Source organism: Corynebacterium meitnerae (genome assembly GCF_027570075.1).
GTDB classification, from domain to species: Bacteria; Actinomycetota; Actinomycetes; order Mycobacteriales; family Mycobacteriaceae; genus Corynebacterium; species Corynebacterium meitnerae.
Window position 1 is genome coordinate 47,042 of sequence record NZ_JAKMUS010000012.1, and the last position, 15,744, is coordinate 62,785.

The following is a 15,744-nucleotide window of genomic DNA, read 5'->3' on the forward strand; positions in this document are numbered from 1 at the left end:
TAACATCTCACGCATGCGTCCAGAGCTTTCTGACTATCAACATCTCTCCGCGGGCAAGGTCCGCGAGATCTACGAGATCGACGATGACACCCTTTTGATGGTGGCCACCGACCGGATCTCCGCGTTCGACTTCGCGCTCGAGCCGGAGATCCCGGACAAGGGCAAGATTCTCACCTACACCAGCGATTTCTTCTTTTCGCTTCTCAGCGGCGTCCCGAATCACCTCGCTGGCCCCCTCGATGACGAGAGGATCCCGGAGGAGGTGCTGGGCCGCGCCATCGTGGTGAAGCGTTTGCAGATGATCCCCTTCGAGTGCGTTGCCCGCGGTTACCTGACGGGCTCCGGCAAGAAGGAGTACGACGCCGGCGGTGCCGTCTGTGGCGTTGCGCTGCCGGAGGGCCTCAAGGAGGCGTCCAAGCTGCCAGAGCCGATCTTCACGCCCGCGACCAAGGCGGAGCAGGGGGATCATGATGAGAATGTGCGGTTTGAGTACGTCGTGAAGCATCTTGGCGCGGAGCTCGCGGAGAAGTTGCGCGAGGCTACGCTGGAGATTTACACGCGCGCCGCGGAGTACACCGAGACACGCGGGATCATTCTCGCCGACACGAAATTCGAGTTCGGCCTGGACAAGGACGGCACGCTCGTGCTTGCCGACGAAGTCTTGACCCCCGACTCCTCCCGCTACTGGCCCGCTGACTCCTATGAGGAGGGGCAGGTCCAGCCCAGCTTTGACAAGCAGTACGTGCGCAACTGGCTGACCAGCCCGAAGTCCGGTTGGGACCCAGCAGAGGGCACCCCGCCGCCAGAGCTTCCGGGCTCTGTCGTGGAGGCAACGCGCGACCGCTACATCGAGGCGTACGAGCGCCTGTCGGGCCGCAAGTTCGTGTGATCTCACGGGGGCTAGACTCGGTGGGCATGACTGACAAGCTCACCCCACCTTCTGCCCCGAAACACCCGATCACGCGCTCTTTCCATGGCCGTGACTTCGTGGATGATTATGAGTGGCTGCGCGACAAAGAGTCGCCGGAAACCCTCGCCTACCTTGAGGCGGAGAATGAGTACACGAAGCAGCGCACCGCGCACCTCGATGGCCTGACGGAGCAGATCTACACCGAGATCAAGTCCCGCGTGAAGGAGACGGACATGTCCGTCCCGGTGCGCCAGGGTGACTGGTGGTACTACGGCCGCACGGAAGAGGGGAAGAACTACGGCATCAGCTGCCGCATTCCCGTCGCTGAAGGCGGGGATCCGTGGCTGCCGCCCACCCTGCCGGAGGACGGTTCGGGTTTGCCGGGGGAGCAGATCCTGCTCGACCTCAACGAGTTGGCGGAAGGGCACGACTTCTTCGCGGTTGGCGCGTCTAGCGTGACCACATCCGGCCGCTACCTCGCCTTTTCGACGGATACCGCCGGCGACGAACGCTTTGACCTACAGATCAAGAACCTCGAGACCGGCGAGCTGCTTCCCGACACCATCCCCGGCATCTTCTACGGCGCGACGTGGGCGGGGGAGGACTACCTGTTCTACATCCGCGTCGACGAGGCGTGGCGCCCGCATCAGATCTGGCGCCACAAGATCGGCACCCCCGCTAGCGAGGACGTGCTGGTGTACGAAGAGCCGGACGCGAAATTCGGCGTTGGTATCGCTGCGGATCGCTCCGAGTCCTACTTGCTCATCCTGTCTTCGTCTTCGCTGACCACGGAGTACCGAGTCCTTCCCCTCAACAACCCCGAAGGTACCTTCGAGGTCCTCTGGCCCCGCGAATCTGGCGTGGAGTACCACGTTGACTACGCCGCTGTTGCCGGGGAGGAGTACTGGGTTGTCACGCATAATGCGGGTGGGGTGAATTCGGGGGTGGGGGTGACGCGCATAAGCAATCTTGCGCCCTTGCGCGAGCTGAATGAGCTCATTCCGCACAACGATGAGGTGCGCATTGAGGGTGTGGACACGTACCGCGATTTTGCCTTCGTTGCTTATCGACGTGGCGGCATCGGCCGCCTCGCCGTCGCCGATCTGCGCAGCGGCTTCGGCGAGTTCCGCGAGCTTGACTTCGACGAGGAGCTGTACACGGCCTCTTTGGGCGGCAATCCCGAGTGGGACACACCTGTTGTGAGCGTGGTCTACACGTCCTTTACGCAGCCGGCGCAGGTGCTGAATTACCGCGTGGACAGCGGCGAGTTCACGCTGCTCAAAGAGCAAGAAGTGCGCGGCGGCTACAACGCGGCGGATTATGTGGCCACCCGCATGTGGGCGACCGCGGCGGATGGTACGCGCGTGCCCATGTCGGTCGTGCGCCGCGCGGATCTGGACATGACGCGGCCCAACCCGACGCTGCTGTACGGGTATGGGTCGTACGAGGCGTCGACGGATCCGGGCTTCTCCGTCGCGCGCCTGTCGCTGCTTGATCGCGGCATGGTGTGGGTCTGCGCGCACGTGCGCGGAGGCGGCGAGATGGGCCGCCTGTGGTACGACAACGGCAAGATGCTGGCGAAGAAAAACACGTTCACGGACTTTGTGGCCTGTGCGGATTCGCTTTTCGACGCTGGCGTAACTGACCCCTCCATGCTCGTCGCCGAGGGCGGCTCCGCCGGTGGTCTGCTCATGGGGGCGGTGGCGAACCTGGCGCCGGAGAAATTCGCTGGGATTCAGGCGATCGTGCCGTTCGTGGACCCGCTGACGTCGATTCTGAAGCCGGAACTGCCACTGACCGTGGGGGAGTGGGAGGAATGGGGCGACCCGTACCACGACCCGGAGGTGTACGACTACATGGCGGGCTATGCGCCGTACGAGAACGTGGAGGCCAAGGACTACCCGAATATTCTGGCGGTGACCAGCATCAACGACACGCGCGTGCTGTACGTGGAGCCGGCGAAATGGATCGCGAAGCTGCGCGCCACGGCGACGGGTGGCGAGTTCCTGCTCAAGACCGAGATGGCTGCCGGCCACGGCGGCGTGTCGGGGCGGTACGCGAAGTGGAAGCAGACCGCGTTTGAATACGCGTGGACCCTGCACGCTGCCGGCGCGGTGAGATAAATCACGTAAGGTCCACCTCAATGCGATGAAAGACAGTGCCCAGGAGTATTAATGAGCTTAGAGATTCCATTTCTAAGGGAGGGACCGATGTCCACTGTCACGCCCGCTGGCGGACCGCAGATTGCGGAACCGAAAAAGCGTAAGGACAACACGCACTGGCTCTACATCGGCGTCATCATCGCCGTGGTCGCGGGTATCACCCTCGGCCTTGTCGCACCTGATGTTGCGGTGCAGCTGAAACCACTGGGTGACACATTCGTCTCCCTGATCAAGATGATCGTGGGGCCGGTGATCTTCTGCACCATCGTGCTGGGAATCGGCTCGGTGCGCTCGGCTGCGACGGTGGGTAAGACCGGTGGCTTGGCGCTCATGTACTTCGTGGTGATGTCCACGTTTGCACTGGCCATCGGTCTGGCCGTGGGTAACTTGATCAAGCCGGGTGAGGGCCTGGGTCTCCACAGCGATGCAGCTGTTGGTGCTAAGTATGCGGAGCAGGCCTCAGAATCCGGTGGTCTCGTCGGCTTCGTCCAGGGCATTGTGCCGGACACGTTCTTCTCCGCTTTCATTTCTGGCTCGATTCTGCAGGTGCTGTTCATTGGCCTGCTGGTGGGCTTCGCGGTGCAGTCCATGGGTAAGCATGGTGAGCCGATCCTCGGTTTCGTGGCGCACCTGCAGAAGTTGATCTTCAAGATCTTGAGCTGGATTCTCTGGCTCGCCCCCATCGGCGCGTTCGGCGCGATGGCAGCCGTGGTGGGTAAGACCGGTATCCAGGCCGTGGTGCAGATGCTGGTGCTCATGGTGGCCTTCTACATCACCTGTATCCTCTTCGTCTTCGGCGTGCTGGGTACGGTGCTGTGGGTCGTGGCGAAGGTCTCGCCGTGGTCCCTGTTCAAGTACCTGGGCCGTGAGTTCCTGCTCATTCTGGCCACGTCTTCGTCTGAGTCGGCGCTGCCGAACCTCATGCGCAAGATGGAACACTTGGGTGTGGACAAGTCCACGGTGGGCATCGTTGTGCCCACGGGCTACTCTTTCAACCTCGACGGCACCGCTATCTACCTGACCATGGCTTCCATCTTTATTGCGGACGCCATGAACATGCCGATGAGCATGGGTGAGCAGGTGTCCCTCCTCGTCTTCATGATCATCGCCTCCAAGGGTGCCGCCGGCGTCACCGGCGCTGGCCTGGCCACCTTGGCTGCTGGCCTGCAGGCCTTCCGTCCGGATCTGCTGTCCGGAGTGGGCATCATCGTGGGTATTGACCGCTTCATGTCCGAGGCACGTGCCCTCACGAACTTCGCCGGTAACTCCATTGCCACGCTCGTGGTGGGCACCTGGACGCACACCGTTGACCACGAGCAGGTCAAGCGCGTGCTGTCCGGCGAGGACCCGTACGTCGCCGTGGAAGAGGACAGCCACGTGGACATGAGCAACCCGACGGTGGAGAACCCCGCCACCGCGCACCTGCAGCCGACGCCGCAGGTGGACCTGTCGCAGTACACGAAGCCGACGTCCTAAGCCTTCACGCTTTGCCCCCGCTCGCTTGTCCAGCGGGGGCTTTGTCGTCGAAGTAGAATAATCGTCATGCCTGGCCACCTGCTCGTTTCCGTTTCTTCGATTTTCGACGAGACCCGCAAGGACGTCCACAAGCTCGTGACCACCCTGGACCGGGAGGGGATTCCGGTGTCGTTGTTGGTGGCACCGCACATCGATAAGACGTGGCGCCTGGCCAAAGATGACAAGACCCGCGATTGGCTCAGGGAAGAGATGGAGGGCGGCCGCGGGCTCATCCTCAACGGCTTTGACCAGGCGGTGCAGGGCCGGCGGGCGGAGTTTGCGTCGTTGGAGGCGCATGAGGCGTCGTTACGCTTGAAGGGCGCAACCCGGCAGATGCGCAAGCTGGGCTTCAATTTTGATGCTTTCGCGCCGCCGCGTTGGCGCATGTCGGAGGGCACGCTGGTGGCGCTGCAGGACTTTGATTTCCGGCTGGCGGCGTCGACGAAGGGGATTCATTTCCTGCGTACTGGCGAGATTGAGCAGGCGCGTAACCTCTCCGTCGGTGAAGGTTTTGGCGCTGCGGGGTGGTGGCGCCGGAACATTATCGACGCCGCCGTGCGCAACGCCGAGCGTGGCAACACCGTGCGCCTGTCTGTCTCTGGCCGCAACCTGGGCAAGAAGAAGGTGCGCGCGGACTTCATCGCGGCTGCCGTTGCCGCAGCTAGCGAGGGTTTGAAGCCGGTGAGCTACCGCGACCTTTAAAGTCTCGTGCACGCTGTACGCGCCCGATGACGCGGCATACGAGGTAGATGCCGAAGGAGATGAACGCCACGAACACGCTCACCGGGATTCCGGGAGCGAGTGAGATGATCATGCCGCCGACCGCGGCGAGCTCGGCGAAGATGACGGACCACACGACCGCGTGGACGGGGTTCGCGGTGATCTGCGCGGCTGCCGCGCCGGGTGTGATCATGAGCGACATGACCAGCAGCGCGCCGACGATCTGCACGGATTGAGCAGACGCCACGCCGACGAGCACAGCGAACGCGATGGCCATACCGCGCACGTTCACGCCGGTCGCCGCCGACATCACCGGGTCCGCCGACGCGAAAATCAGTGGTCGCCACAGCACCACGACGGTGATCACCACGGCCACGGTTGTCGCAGCTAGAAGCCATACGCTTGACGACGACACCCCCACAATCTGCCCCGTCAACAACGCCAACGCCCTGTTCGAATTACCGGGGTAGAGGTGAATGAACAGCACCGAGAGTCCCATGCCGAAGCTCATGACCACGCCGACGGCGGAGTCTTGCTGGCCGCGGAATCCTAGGACCGCAAGGGTGAGCGCGGCGACAATCGCGCCGGCGATGGCACCTACCCCCACGTTGAGCCCGAAGAGCAGCGCGGCGGACGCTCCCATAAGGGCGAGCTCTGAGGTGGCGTGCACGGAGAACGACATCTGCCGCAGCACAATCAGCGGTGCCATAACTCCAGACAGGATGCCCAGCAGTGCGCTGGCCACCAACGTCACCTGCACAAAATCGAGGCTGAGCAGGTATTGGGTGGTGGTGATTGCTTCGTTCACAGGACCACCATCCGTCCGTTCGCCTCGACGACGTCGACGTGGGTGCCGTAGAGCTCACTGAGCACGTCAGAGCGCATGACCTCCCGCACCGGGCCGGTGACGTGGCCTTCGGGGCCGAGGTAGAGCACCCGGTCAACAGCGTCCAAGAACGGGTTGATGGAGTGCGTCACGCACAGCACAGCCGCGCCGTTATCAGCCAGCGTGCGGAAGCGGGTGACGGTGTCGCGTTCGCGGGCGATGTCGAGGGAGAGGAGGGGTTCGTCGGCAAGCAATAATGCGGGGTTGTTGACAAGCGCTTGGGCGTGGCGCACGAGCTGCTGCTGCCCGCCCGACAACAAGCCGACGCGCTGATCCGCGAAGGCGAGCGCCCCCACGCGATCGAGGGCGTTGTCCACGTCTTCTTTTCGCGGCCCGCGGCGCAGCACGCGGTGCTCCATCGCCAGCGACACCAGATCGCGCGACCGCACCGGCAAGTCCTGCGGAAACATGGACTGCTGCGGGATGTACCCCACGCGGCCGTTCACCGTGACAGAGCCATGCGTGAGGGCTTGGGTGCCCAGAATCGTGCGCAGCAGCGTCGACTTGCCCACCCCGTTGGGGCCGAGCACGCACACGATTTCGCCGCCATCCAGCGCGAGGTCGAGGCCCGACCAGAGCGGCTGAACAGCGGCGTCGTTGAACTGCAGAATCACGGTGAAAGTCTAACCGGCAAAGTTTCCCAGTTGGGCATCAGTGCGCGGATCTGCCTCATCGACGATCTTCTGCACCTCATCCACGATCTGCTCGAAGTAGTCGAGGAAGTCCATGTCGGTCGGCGGGGTCTCATTGATCTCGACGATCGGCAGGTTCTTCTTCTCCGCCGCCTCCTTCAAGCGCTGCGTGGCGTTGTTCGTGGACTGGGAGTTGACCACGAGGAAGTCCAGAATCCCGCTGTCGATGAGCTCGAGGAATTCCGCGACCTCACCCGCAGACGGCTCGCTCTCATTGAGGGTGGTCAGCAGGTACTTCTCCGGTGTCAGATCGTGCAGCTCAGTGCCCCAGATCATCGGCGCGGCGATCGGCTCCGTCATGGCCAGGTGCACGTGTGGCATCGCGTTGAGCTTCTCGGTGATCGCGTCCATGCGGCGGTCAACCTCGCTCGCATCACCGCCAGTTCGCTTAGCGACGGCATCCGCCACCTCCTTCACCTTCCCCGGCGCCAACCAAATGTGCTCGAGGTCATTGATGTCCGTGGGGATCTCGGTGAAGTTGTGGCCGTGGTCATGCCCGTGGTCATGGCCGTGGTCGTGGTCATGCCCGTGCTCGTGGTCATGCTCATCATGAGCATGCTCGTGGTCATGATCCTCGCCGGAGAGCGGGATGGCGTGGATGATGCGGTCTTGTTCGGCGACGCGGTACAGGTCGGCGTCGTAGTGCCCACCATTGGCTACGACGGTGCCGGCCTCACGGATCTTGGCTAGGTCGGCTGCGGTGGCCTCGTAGGTGTGCGGGTCAATGGACTGTCCCGAAATGATGGCGGGCACCTCTTTGCCGGTGACGGCGGAGGCAACATCGGCCCACACGCTGGTGGTGGCGATGATGTTGGTGGGGTCGGTGGGAGGGGCGTCGTTAAGCGTGCTGTCGGACGAACAAGCGGTGAGGCCGGCGCCGAGAGTGAGCGCGGCAAGCGCGGCCGCTGAACGGTGAAGAATTCGTTTCTGCATGGGGTGATTTAACCAATATTGAAAACTGTTTTCAACTCTTTTGTTGGCGGTAAGCCGGGTGTCCGGGGAGTCCGATATACTGAATCGCGTCTTCAGACCGCCAAGACTGTGAAGGATTCTCATGGCACGAGTCGTTGTTAATGTCATGCCCAAGGCTGAAATTCTGGATCCGCAAGGACAGGCTGTGCACCGTGCGCTGGGGCGCATTGGTGTGAACGGGGTGACGGATGTCCGCCAAGGTAAGCGTTTTGAGCTTGAGGTAGAGGACTCCGTGACCGATGAGCAGCTGCAACACCTCGCGGAGACGCTTCTGACCAACACTGTGATCGAGGACTTTGTTGTCGTTCGGGAGGACGCCCAGTGAGCGCAACCATCGGTGTAATCACCTTCCCCGGCACCCTCGACGATGTTGATGCGGTGCGCGCGGTACGCCTCGGCGGGGCAACCCCGAAGGAGCTGTGGCACGCGGACGAGGACCTGACGGGCGTTGACGCTGTCATTGTCCCCGGTGGTTTCTCTTACGGTGACTACCTGCGTTCCGGCGCGATCGCGGCGATGGCCCCGATGATGAAGGCTGTTGTGGAGGCCGCCGGCAAGGGTATGCCCGTGCTGGGTATCTGCAATGGATTCCAGATTCTCACGGAGGCTGGCCTGCTACCTGGCGCCTTGACCCGCAACCAGGGCCTGCACTTTCACTGCACGGACACGTACTTGGAAGTGGCTAACGCGGAGACCGCGTGGACGAACCGGTTTGAGTCCGGCCAGAAGATCCTCGTTCCGGCGAAGCATGGTGAGGGTCGCTTCCAGGCGGACCAGGCCACCATCGATGCGCTGGAGGCTGAGGGTCGTGTCGTGTTCCGCTACACGGATAACTTCAATGGCTCCATGAATTCTATTGCGGGTGTGACGAGTGAGAACCGTCGTGTTGTTGGCCTCATGCCGCACCCGGAGCACGCGATTGATCTGCTGACTGGCCCATCGCAGGACGGTCTGGGTCTGATCCATTCGGTGCTGAACGACATCTCGAAGATCGGAGCGTGATCCACATGCACGTGAAAAATGACACCGTCGAGGCCGCAAAGGCCACTCCGGACCTGGAGCAGCCATACGCTGCATTGGGCCTGCAGGACGATGAGTACGCCCGCATTCGTGAGATCCTGGGCCGCCGTCCAACGGACGCTGAGCTCACCGTGTACTCCGTGATGTGGTCGGAGCACTGCTCTTACAAGTCTTCTAAGGTGCACCTGCGCTACTTCGGCGAGACGATGACAGACGAGATGGCCTCCAAGATCCTCGCCGGTATCGGCGAGAACGCTGGCGTGGTGGACATCGGTGGCGGCGACGCAGTGACGTTCCGCGTGGAAAGCCACAACCACCCCTCCTTCGTGGAGCCCTACCAGGGTGCTGCCACCGGCGTCGGTGGCATCGTGCGCGACATTATGGCCATGGGTGCTCGCCCGATCGCTGTGATGGACCAGCTGCGTTTCGGCGCCATGGACGCGGAGGACACCAAGCGTGTGCTGCCGGGCGTCGTCGCCGGTATTGGTGGCTACGGCAACTCGCTGGGCCTGCCGAACATTGGCGGTGAGACCGTCTTTGATGCCGCCTACGCTGGCAACCCGCTTGTCAACGCGCTGTGCGTGGGCACGCTGAAGGTAGAAGACCTCCACCTCGCCTTCGCATCCGGCACCGGTAACAAGGTGATGCTCTTCGGTTCCCGCACCGGCCTGGATGGCATCGGTGGCGTGTCCGTGCTGGGCTCCGCGTCCTTCGAGGAAGGCGAGGAGCGCAAGCTGCCAGCAGTTCAGGTGGGCGATCCGTTCGCGGAGAAGGTGCTCATCGAGTGCTGCCTCGAGCTGTACGCCGCTGACGTTGTCGTGGGTATCCAGGACCTCGGTGGCGGTGGCCTGTCGTGCGCTACCTCCGAGCTGGCGGCTGCCGGCGACGGCGGTATGCGCATCAACCTCGACGCTGTCCCGCTGCGCGCCGAGAACATGTCGGCTGCAGAGATCCTCGCGTCCGAGTCCCAGGAGCGCATGTGCGCCATCGTCGCCCCGGAGAACGTGGAGCGTTTCAAGGAGATCTGCGCCAAGTGGGACGTCACCTGCGCCGAGATCGGTGAAGTGACGGATGAGGACGATCGCCTTGTCATCACCCACAACGGCGAGGTTGTGCTCGACGCACCGTCGTCCACCATTGCGGATGAGGCGCCGGTCTATGAGCGTCCGTTCGCGCGGCCGGAGTGGCAGGATGAGGTGCAGGGAGGGGGAGACGTCGATAAGCCTGAGCAGCTACGTGAGGCCTGGCTGAAACTCGTGGCATCTCCCGCACTGTGCTCGCGCGATTGGATCACCGAGCAGTACGACCGCTACGTGCGCGGCAACACAGTGCAAGCGCGCCACGCAAACTCGGGCGTTCTGCGTATCGACGAAACCACCGGCCGCGGCGTAGCCATCTCCGCCGACGCATCCGGCCGCTACACCTACCTGGACCCGAACATGGGCGCGCGTCTGGCTTTGGCTGAGGCGTACCGCAACGTGGCCGTGACGGGTGCACGCCCGGTCGCGGTGACCAACTGCCTGAACTTCGGTTCCCCGGAGAACCCGGACGTGATGTGGCAGTTCCGTGAGGCCGTGCACGGTCTGGCGGATGGTTCCCATGAGCTGGGCATCCCGGTGTCCGGCGGCAACGTGTCCTTCTACAACCAGACCGGTGACACGCCGATTCTGCCGACCCCGGTGGTGGGTGTTCTCGGCGTGATTGAGAACGTGGCTGATTCGGTGACCCACCGCGTGGTGAACAATGAGGACAAGGACGTCCTCGTGCTGCTTGGGGAGACGAAGGATGAGTTCGGCGGCTCCGTCTGGCAGGAGATCTCCGGCGCTGGCCTGTCTGGTCTGCCGCCGCAGGTGGACCTGGCTAATGAGGAGCGCCTGGCGGACTTCTTCTGCGAGAAGGCCGACGGTCTCACCGCTGCCCACGACCTGTCTGAGGGCGGTCTGGGCCAAGCTGTGTTCGAGATGATCAAGGACACCGACAAGGGTGCAGAGCTCGACCTGTCGGGCGTGAACGCTGATGCGTTCACCGCGCTGTTCTCTGAGTCCGCGTCCCGCGTCCTCGTGGCGTGCAGCCCGGACCGTGTTGACCGTGTCGTCGCTGATGCGACCGAGCTGGGCATCCCGGTGGCCATCATTGGTTCCACCAACATGAGCGGCGAGATCACCTTCGCTGACGGCACCCCGGCTGCTGGCCAGTCCGTCGGCGTGGCAGAGCTGCGTGAGGCATGGTCTGCAACCATGCCGGGCTACTTCGCCCACGCAGACGCGCCGAACGCTGCGGTCTAACTGGTTTAGCGCACCAACAGCAGCGGCCCCCGTGCATCACGGGGGCCGTTCGCATTTTCTCACACCGCAGAAATCGCGACCTGGAAAAACGGGCGCAGAAAACCCCGCGGCTGTCAGAAATATCGAATGGGAGCGGTGACGCCTAGTCGATCGTCTGGCGTGCCGGCACTGGCTCAATGAGCGGCATCGGCTGGTACTGCTCGCGCAGCGTACGCAGCGTGCTGGTGTGCTCCCACAGCGCCTTGTCTTCTTCGGTGACAGGGGCGAATTGGCGGGCGGGGAGGGGATTGCCGTCTAGGTCAGTGCTCACGTAGGTGAAGGTGGCGTGGATCGCGGTTTCGAGGTTCTCGCGGCCACCGCGCGGGTTGCCGGCGCGGACGTGGGTGGTCACGGCCATGCTGCGGTTACCGGTTTGGGTGATGCGCGAATCCACCTCAATGAGGTCGCCGATGGAGATGGGCTTGTAGAAGCGGATGCCGCCGGCGTACACAGCCACGGTGCGCTCACCGGCCCATTCCATGGTGACGGAAGTGCCGGCGGTGTCGATCCATTCCATCGCGGTACCACCGTGGACTTTGCCGCCCCAGTTCATGTCCGTCGGCTTAGCCATGAAGCGGTGAATGATGCGGGGTGCGGTGGATTCGCCGTCGTAGGTGTGCTTGAGCATCTCCGATTCGATGTTGGAGCGCAGCTGGATGCGGGATTTCGCGGCGTGCTCAGTGCGGCGCTCCTCATCGGTGGTGGGGATGAAGGTGGGCACGGGCATGGACTTGCCGGTTTCGGTGTCCTTTGCCACGAAGATGACCAGGCAGTCGCAGGCGCGGGTGAATACGCCTTCGCGCGGGTCTGCGGAGAGCACTTCGTTCACGATGTGCATGGAGGACCGCCCGGTCATGGCGATGCGGGAGCGCACTTCCACGATGTGCCCCGACGGAATCGGGCGCGTGAAGTGAATGTGGCCCACGTACGCGGTCACGCAGTAGGTTGAGGACCATTGCACGGCGCAGGCGTAGGCGGCTTTATCGATCCATTCCAGCACGCGCCCGCCGGATACGCCTTGGGCGCCGGCGAGAACCACGTCCGTCGGCGCGGCCATGAATCGCAGGGTGATGGAGGGGGATTTTTCTATGGTCACACGAGGTGTTTCGGTTCCAGTGCTGTGCGTCATTGGCTCAACACTACTCGCTTACCCGCGGCCTTTTAGGATGGGCGTATGGCTGCTAAGAATGATCCGTTGGCTACGCGGGAGGCGATCGCGGCGATTGAGGGGTGGATTGTGGCGCCGGACAGCGCGGATAAGCCTTCTCGCGCGTTGCTCGCAGATGCTTGTCGACGTTCCGTGCGCGCCCTCGCCGCCGAACTCCCCGGCCATGCTGTTGAGCTGCGTGTGCCCCCATTCGTGGCGGTGCAGTGTGTGGAGGGGCCGCGGCACACTCGTGGGACCCCGCCGAACGTGGTGGAAATGGCGCCTGAGGTGTGGCTTCAGTTGGCTACGGGCCTCATTGATTTTGAGGCGGCAGTGGCTGATGGGCGGATCACCGCGTCGGGGTCACGCGCGAGTGAGGTGGCGGCGGGTCTTCCCGTAATTGCCCTCCCGGCCAGCTGATCAACTAGGGTTGATGCCGTGCAAAGCGTGAACAACGGTGCTTCTACTGGTGTACCCGTGAACTTGGATGCTGATGAGCAGGAGCCGCGCGAAGAATGCGGCGTGTTTGGTGTTTGGGCGCCGGGAGAAGACGTCTCTAAGCTGACCTATTTTGGCTTGTTCGCACTGCAGCACCGCGGCCAGGAGGGCGCGGGTATTGCGGTGGGGGACAAGGGCCGGATCGTGGTGTTTAAGGACAGCGGTTTGGTCTCCCAAGTTTTTGATGAGGCGATCTTGGATGCGCTTCAAGGTGATGTGGCGATTGGTCACACTCGTTACTCCACGGCGGGGGCGCAGAGCTGGGAGAATGTCCAGCCGATGTTCCGTACCTCGCCCGATGGGACGGATGTGTCGCTGGGCCACAACGGCAACCTGACTAACTACGCCACGCTGCAGGCTGAGGCCATTGAGCGCCGCCTCGTGCCGCCGGAAGGTGTGGAGGGGCAAGGCTCGTCCTCCGACACTGCGGTGGTGTCTGCGTTGCTTGCCGACGGTGTCCAGGACGGCCGCTCCCTCCTCGATTCCGCCCGCGAACTGCTGCCGAAGTTGCAGGGTGCGTTCTGCCTCGTGTTCACCGACGGCCACACGCTTTACGCTGCGCGTGATCCGCACGGCGTGCGCCCCCTGTCGCTGGGTCGCCTGGAGCAGGGCTGGGTCATCGCCAGTGAGACCGCTGCGCTAGATATCACTGGTGCCTCCTTCGTGCGCGACATCGCGCCGGGTGAGCTCATTGCTATTAACTCCTCCGGTATTCACACGGAGAACTACGCCAAGCCGTCCCCGAAGACCTGTGTTTTCGAGTACGTCTACATCGCCCGCCCGGATTCCGTGGTGGAGGGCAAGACGGTCAACGCGGCGCGCCTCGAGATTGGCCGCCGGTTGTCGAGGGTGGCGCCGGTGGACGCGGACGTCGTTATGCCAGTGCCTGAATCTGGCACCCCCGCGGCGATTGGCTACGCGGAGGCCTCCGGCATTCCTTTCGCGCAGGGCCTGATGAAGAACGCCTACGTGGGCCGTACGTTCATCCAGCCGTCGGATACCCTGCGCCAGCTGGGTCTGCGCCTGAAACTCAATCCGGTGCGCGAGATCATCGAGGGCAAGTCCCTCGTCGTCGTGGACGATTCCATCGTGCGTGGAAACACCCAGCGCAAACTCATCCGCATGCTGCGTGAAGCAGGCGCCGGGGAAGTCCACGTGCGTATTGCCTCCCCGCCGGTGAAGTGGCCGTGCTTCTACGGCATTGACTTCGCTAGCCCCGGCGAGCTCATCGCTAACAACGCGGGCGGGGACGACGATGCTGTGGCAGAGAACATCTGCCGCGTCATCGGCGCAGATACACTCGCGTTTGTGTCTATTGATGACATGATTGCTGCCACCGACCGCCCGGCCGACAGCCTGTGCGCCGCCTGCTTTGACGGCCACTACCCGCTGGGACTGCCGGAAAACAACGTCAACGCTGACGCCGTCCGGCGTATTCAGGAAGGGATGTTTTAAGCCATGACCACCCCGGAAAACACCAACCCCGTTTCCTACGCCGCTGCTGGCGTGGACATTGAAGCTGGTGACCGTGCCGTCGAGCTGTTCAAGGACCACGCCAAGCGCGCGTCCCGCCCGGAGGTCCGCGGTGGCCTCGGTGGCTTCGCCGGCCTGTTTGCGCTGGGTAAGTACAAGGAGCCGCTGCTCGCTGCCGGCTCCGATGGTGTGGGCACCAAGCTCGCTGTGGCGCAGGCCATGGATATTCACAACACCATCGGTATTGACCTGGTGGCCATGTGCGTCGACGACCTCGTGGTGTGCGGCGCGGAGCCGCTGTTCCTGCAGGACTACATCGCCATTGGCAAGGTCGTGCCGGAGAAGGTCGCGCAAATCGTCGAAGGCATCGCCGAGGGCTGCGTTCAGGCTGGCTGTGCCCTGCTCGGCGGCGAGACCGCGGAGCACCCCGGCGTGATGGGTGAGAATGACTACGATGTCTCCGCTACCGCGGTCGGCGTCGTCGAGGCTGATGAGTTGCTCGGCCCGGACCGCGTGCGCGAGGGCGACGTGATCATCGGTATGGCATCGTCCGGTCTGCACTCCAACGGCTACTCCCTGGCGCGCCACGTGTTGCTGGAGAAGGCTGGTCTGCCTCTCGACGGCCACATTGACGACCTCGGCCGCACCCTCGGCGAGGAGCTCCTGGAACCGACCCGCATCTACGCGCTCGACTGCCTGGCTCTGGCCAACGAGTGCGAGGTGCGCACCTTCTGCCACGTCACCGGTGGCGGCCTGGTGGGCAACATGGAGCGCATCATTCCAGAGGGCAAGGTCGCAGAGATGCACCGCGCCACGTGGTCCCCGGCACCGATCTTCCGCACCATCGCGGAGGTGGGCAACGTGCCGGTAGAGGAGATGGAAAAGACCTTCAACGCTGGCGTGGGCATGGTTGCCATCGTCGCCCCGGAGGACCGCGACCGCGCGCTGGCTATGCTTACCGCCCGCCACGTCGATTGCTGGGAACTCGGCGTCGTGCGCGGCGCAACGGAGGAAGACGGCGGCCACCGCGCAACGCTGGTGGGTACCCACGCGGTCTAGGCCCCCTTTTCCGCGCCTGCGCATTCCCCCTGGCACAGGCGATATCGGACATGATTTGACTTGCACGCTATAGTGGTCGCAGGACAAATTTCAAGAATATTATGTGGGGCCGCCGACACTTTCGGCCGCCTTTTAGACACCTCAAGGGGGTCATTGCCATGGGCCGCGGACGCGCCAAAGCAAAGCAGACCAAGGTTGCACGCCAGCTCAAGTACAACACGCCCGAGATGGACCTGGAATCTCTCCAGCGCGAACTTGCTGGACAGAGCTCCAACTCCCGGTGGGACGATGACGATGACTATGAGGTAGACGACCAGTACGCGGACTACGCGGACTGGGCTGACGAAGACGAAGACCAGCGTTAAC

At 63.3% G+C, this 15,744-nt stretch carries 15 protein-coding genes; 11 read left to right on the plus strand and 4 right to left on the minus strand.

The genetic code is table 11. The features are described 5' to 3' along the window. The first annotated feature begins 13 nt into the window (after positions 1-13). From L8U60_RS08095 to L8U60_RS08110, 4 genes are all read left to right on the plus strand, one after another. Complete coding sequence (locus L8U60_RS08095; RefSeq protein WP_269965862.1) at positions 14-889, plus strand: phosphoribosylaminoimidazolesuccinocarboxamide synthase; 876 nt, start codon at positions 14-16, stop codon at positions 887-889. A 26-nt stretch (positions 890-915) separates the two neighbouring features. Then, entirely contained in the window at positions 916-3,033 is a 2,118-nt protein-coding gene (locus tag L8U60_RS08100) for a S9 family peptidase (RefSeq protein WP_269965863.1), read from the plus strand. An 87-nt stretch (positions 3,034-3,120) separates the two neighbouring features. Beyond that, on the plus strand, positions 3,121-4,548 hold the full coding sequence (locus tag L8U60_RS08105) for a cation:dicarboxylate symporter family transporter (RefSeq protein WP_269965864.1): 1,428 nt from the start codon (positions 3,121-3,123) through the stop codon (positions 4,546-4,548). A 66-nt stretch (positions 4,549-4,614) separates the two neighbouring features. Further along, positions 4,615-5,289 carry a DUF2334 domain-containing protein gene (locus L8U60_RS08110; RefSeq protein ID WP_269965865.1) on the plus strand — a complete coding sequence of 225 codons (675 nt, stop codon included), beginning with the start codon at positions 4,615-4,617 and terminating at the stop codon, positions 5,287-5,289. Here the strand turns inward: L8U60_RS08110 and L8U60_RS08115 are convergent. Genes L8U60_RS08115 through L8U60_RS08125 form a run of 3 tightly spaced genes read right to left on the minus strand, consistent with a single transcriptional unit; the run spans position 5,249 to position 7,818 of the window. Further along, positions 5,249-6,115, minus strand: coding sequence for a metal ABC transporter permease (locus tag L8U60_RS08115; RefSeq protein ID WP_269965866.1), 867 nt, complete (start codon positions 6,113-6,115; stop codon positions 5,249-5,251). The genes L8U60_RS08110 and L8U60_RS08115 overlap by 41 nt on opposite strands. Continuing rightward, positions 6,112-6,807, minus strand: coding sequence for a metal ABC transporter ATP-binding protein (locus L8U60_RS08120; protein WP_269965867.1), 696 nt, complete (start codon positions 6,805-6,807; stop codon positions 6,112-6,114). The genes L8U60_RS08115 and L8U60_RS08120 overlap by 4 nt, the downstream gene beginning before the upstream one ends. 9 nt (positions 6,808-6,816) lie before the next feature. Then, a complete protein-coding gene (locus tag L8U60_RS08125; protein ID WP_269965868.1) occupies positions 6,817-7,818 on the minus strand; it encodes a metal ABC transporter solute-binding protein, Zn/Mn family in 1,002 nt (333 codons plus the stop codon). A gap of 121 nt (positions 7,819-7,939) precedes the next feature. Here L8U60_RS08125 and purS point away from each other — a divergent pair, with 121 nt between their 5' ends. Genes purS through purL form a run of 3 tightly spaced genes read left to right on the plus strand, consistent with a single transcriptional unit; the run spans position 7,940 to position 11,162 of the window. Then, positions 7,940-8,182 carry a phosphoribosylformylglycinamidine synthase subunit PurS gene (purS, locus tag L8U60_RS08130; protein ID WP_034662264.1) on the plus strand — a complete coding sequence of 81 codons (243 nt, stop codon included), beginning with the start codon at positions 7,940-7,942 and terminating at the stop codon, positions 8,180-8,182. Beyond that, on the plus strand, positions 8,179-8,859 hold the full coding sequence (gene purQ, locus L8U60_RS08135) for a phosphoribosylformylglycinamidine synthase subunit PurQ (protein ID WP_269965869.1): 681 nt from the start codon (positions 8,179-8,181) through the stop codon (positions 8,857-8,859). Before purS ends, purQ begins: the two co-directional genes overlap by 4 nt. 5 nt (positions 8,860-8,864) lie before the next feature. Continuing rightward, positions 8,865-11,162 (plus strand): phosphoribosylformylglycinamidine synthase subunit PurL, encoded by a 2,298-nt coding sequence (gene purL / locus L8U60_RS08140; RefSeq protein WP_269965870.1) that lies wholly within the window; start codon positions 8,865-8,867, stop codon positions 11,160-11,162. A gap of 142 nt (positions 11,163-11,304) precedes the next feature. On the opposite strand, the gene L8U60_RS08145 is transcribed toward purL, so the two are convergent. Beyond that, a complete protein-coding gene (locus L8U60_RS08145; protein ID WP_269965871.1) occupies positions 11,305-12,330 on the minus strand; it encodes an acyl-CoA thioesterase in 1,026 nt (341 codons plus the stop codon). A 45-nt stretch (positions 12,331-12,375) separates the two neighbouring features. Here L8U60_RS08145 and L8U60_RS08150 point away from each other — a divergent pair, with 45 nt between their 5' ends. The 4 genes from L8U60_RS08150 to L8U60_RS08165 all read left to right on the plus strand — a co-directional run bounded on the left by L8U60_RS08150 (position 12,376) and on the right by L8U60_RS08165 (position 15,743). Next, complete coding sequence (locus L8U60_RS08150; RefSeq protein ID WP_269965872.1) at positions 12,376-12,768, plus strand: sterol carrier family protein; 393 nt, start codon at positions 12,376-12,378, stop codon at positions 12,766-12,768. A 27-nt stretch (positions 12,769-12,795) separates the two neighbouring features. Beyond that, positions 12,796-14,301 carry an amidophosphoribosyltransferase gene (purF, locus tag L8U60_RS08155; RefSeq protein WP_420840182.1) on the plus strand — a complete coding sequence of 502 codons (1,506 nt, stop codon included), beginning with the start codon at positions 12,796-12,798 and terminating at the stop codon, positions 14,299-14,301. A gap of 3 nt (positions 14,302-14,304) precedes the next feature. Next, on the plus strand, positions 14,305-15,378 hold the full coding sequence (gene purM, locus L8U60_RS08160) for a phosphoribosylformylglycinamidine cyclo-ligase (RefSeq protein WP_269965874.1): 1,074 nt from the start codon (positions 14,305-14,307) through the stop codon (positions 15,376-15,378). Between the two features lie 158 nt (positions 15,379-15,536). Continuing rightward, on the plus strand, positions 15,537-15,743 hold the full coding sequence (locus tag L8U60_RS08165; protein ID WP_269965875.1) for a DUF3073 domain-containing protein: 207 nt from the start codon (positions 15,537-15,539) through the stop codon (positions 15,741-15,743). Position 15,744 lies beyond the last annotated feature (1 nt).

Coding starts and splice junctions, on each gene's coding strand:
- L8U60_RS08095 (WP_269965862.1), top strand. CDS start 14: ATGCGTCCAGAGCTTTCTGACTATCAACATCTCTCCGCGGGCAAGGTC.
- L8U60_RS08100 (WP_269965863.1), top strand. CDS start 916: ATGACTGACAAGCTCACCCCACCTTCTGCCCCGAAACACCCGATCACG.
- L8U60_RS08105 (WP_269965864.1), top strand. CDS start 3,121: ATGTCCACTGTCACGCCCGCTGGCGGACCGCAGATTGCGGAACCGAAA.
- L8U60_RS08110 (WP_269965865.1), top strand. CDS start 4,615: ATGCCTGGCCACCTGCTCGTTTCCGTTTCTTCGATTTTCGACGAGACC.
- L8U60_RS08125 (WP_269965868.1), bottom strand. CDS start 7,818: ATGCAGAAACGAATTCTTCACCGTTCAGCGGCCGCGCTTGCCGCGCTC.
- purS (WP_034662264.1), top strand. CDS start 7,940: ATGGCACGAGTCGTTGTTAATGTCATGCCCAAGGCTGAAATTCTGGAT.
- purL (WP_269965870.1), top strand. CDS start 8,865: ATGCACGTGAAAAATGACACCGTCGAGGCCGCAAAGGCCACTCCGGAC.
- L8U60_RS08145 (WP_269965871.1), bottom strand. CDS start 12,330: ATGACGCACAGCACTGGAACCGAAACACCTCGTGTGACCATAGAAAAA.
- L8U60_RS08150 (WP_269965872.1), top strand. CDS start 12,376: ATGGCTGCTAAGAATGATCCGTTGGCTACGCGGGAGGCGATCGCGGCG.
- purM (WP_269965874.1), top strand. CDS start 14,305: ATGACCACCCCGGAAAACACCAACCCCGTTTCCTACGCCGCTGCTGGC.
- L8U60_RS08165 (WP_269965875.1), top strand. CDS start 15,537: ATGGGCCGCGGACGCGCCAAAGCAAAGCAGACCAAGGTTGCACGCCAG.